Genomic DNA, 1,898 nt, shown 5'->3' with positions numbered 1-1,898 from the left:
TGCCGTCAGGCGATACAACTCGACGTTGGCTTTCTTCTGCCGATTTTAGATCACGTACAATCATTGTTATTCCTTACCTTTAGCTCATGTGGTTCTACGTAGCGCTGGCGCGTGATCACCGTACCCTTGCGTAGAGGCATACGCCAAGGGCCAGGCAGGTGTCACGCGATCATGTGTTAGGCGGCAGATTCGGTTGTGCCTCACATGCCTACGGTTTTGGTTGCGATTTGATTAGCTTGCGAGATCAACAGGCGGGAAATACTTCTTCTGTACCGGGATTGAGCTTTCTCCCGCGCAGACGTCGCGAATCGCGTCTTCCAGAATATCGATGCCTTTCGCAAGATTGTCGATATCGATAATCAGAGGGCAGAGTAGCTTAACCACGTGATCATCTGCGCCACTGGTTTCGATAATCAGACCGTTCTGGAAGGCTTTTTTGGTGATTTTACCGGCCAGTTCGCCGTTTACGCAGTTGATGCCCTGGAACATACCGCGTCCACGGGTGGTGAAGTTGCCGTTACCGTATTTCTCGACGATATCTTCAAGGCGCTCAGACACATAGCGGCCTTTGCTCATGATCTCGTTGGAGAAACGATTATCCGACCAGTAGTGATCGATCGCAGCTTTGGCTGTTACAAATGCGAAGTTGTTACCACGGAAGGTGCCGTTGTGCTCACCCGGTTTCCACTGGTCCAGCTCCGGCTTGAACAGTACAACCGCAAATGGCAGACCGTAGCCGCCCAGTGACTTAGACAGTGTCACGATGTCTGGCTTGATGCCTGCCTGTTCAAAGCTGAAGTAGGTGCCGGTGCGACCACAGCCTGCCTGAATATCATCAACAATCAGCAGGACTTCGTGTTTTTTGCACACTTCGTCCAGTTTCTTCAACCAACCGAAGTCAGCTGCGTTGATGCCGCCTTCGCCCTGTACCGTTTCCACGATCACAGCGGCGGGCTTATCGATACCGCTGCTGGAGTCACACAGTACTTTGTCCAGATATACGGTGGTATCGATATCTTCTCCCAAATAGCCATCATACGGCATCCGGCTCACGCCGCTCAGGCTGACGCCTGCCGCACCACGGTGGTGAGAGTTACCTGTTGCTGCCAGTGAACCCATGCTGACGCCGTGGAAGCCGTTGGTGAAGCTGATAACGTTTTCACGGCCGGTGATGTTGCGCGCCAGTTTCAGGGCTGCTTCTACCGCGTTGGTTCCGGTAGGGCCGGTGAACTGCATCACATAATTGAGATCCCTTGGTTTCAGAATCTTTTCGTTAAAGGCTTCCATGAATTCGCCTTTAGCTTTGGTGTGCAGATCCAGACCGTGAGTGATGCCGTCACTGTGGATGTAGTCCAGCAGTTTTTCTTTGAAGATCGGGTTGTTGTGGCCGTAATTCAGCGTGCCGGCACCCGCCAGAAAATCGAGGTACTGATTGCCATCCTCGTCGTACAGGAATTCACCCTGCGCTTTGTTGAAGATGCGTGGAAACGCGCGGGCATAGGACTGAACTTCTGATTCAATCTCGTCGAAAATTTTCATATCAGTATTCTCAATAATCTTTTGTGTGGCTTGTTTAGAAAGGCGAAGTATCGGCGGTGGAGACGGCGATATCAGCGTGATAAAGAACCGATGCGGACAAGCAGCTCTGTATCGTGCTCATCATTGAAGTGCGTCACCCGATCAAACATCGGTGAGCGTTCCAGAGAGGCATTAAAGTGTTTTGCTAATCGTGTGAACAACGCCCACGAAGCGGCATTGTCCTCGGTGATCGTTGTTTCTAAGTGGGTAACCGCTGCGAGTTCTTTGCGCCCCAAAAGTTGTTGCAACATCTGGCTGCCAAGTCCCATTCCGCGGGCATTTCTGCCAACAGCGACCTGCCAGATGAACAATGTTTCGGG

At 51.8% G+C, this 1,898-nt stretch carries 2 protein-coding genes; both read right to left on the bottom strand.

What is annotated here, in order from left to right; translation table 11 throughout:
* Positions 1-231: 231 nt before the first annotated feature.
* Positions 232-1,539, bottom strand: coding sequence for a diaminobutyrate--2-oxoglutarate transaminase (ectB, locus tag ABYW01_RS20610; protein ID WP_193953169.1), 1,308 nt, complete (start codon positions 1,537-1,539; stop codon positions 232-234).
* Positions 1,540-1,610: 71 nt separating this feature from the next.
* Positions 1,611-1,898, bottom strand: a 288-nt coding sequence (locus ABYW01_RS20605) for a GNAT family N-acetyltransferase (RefSeq protein WP_372836379.1), incomplete at its 5' end; no start/stop codon positions are given.

Origin of the sequence: Pontibacterium sp. (assembly GCF_041587635.1) — a bacterium.
In the GTDB taxonomy this organism is placed as follows: domain Bacteria; phylum Pseudomonadota; class Gammaproteobacteria; order Pseudomonadales; family Balneatricaceae; genus Pontibacterium.
This window is presented reverse-complemented; position numbering and strand designations above follow the sequence as displayed.

Excerpts from the sequence above, each read along its gene's own strand:
- ectB (WP_193953169.1), bottom strand. The coding sequence starts at position 1,539 with ATGAAAATTTTCGACGAGATTGAATCAGAAGTTCAGTCCTATGCCCGC.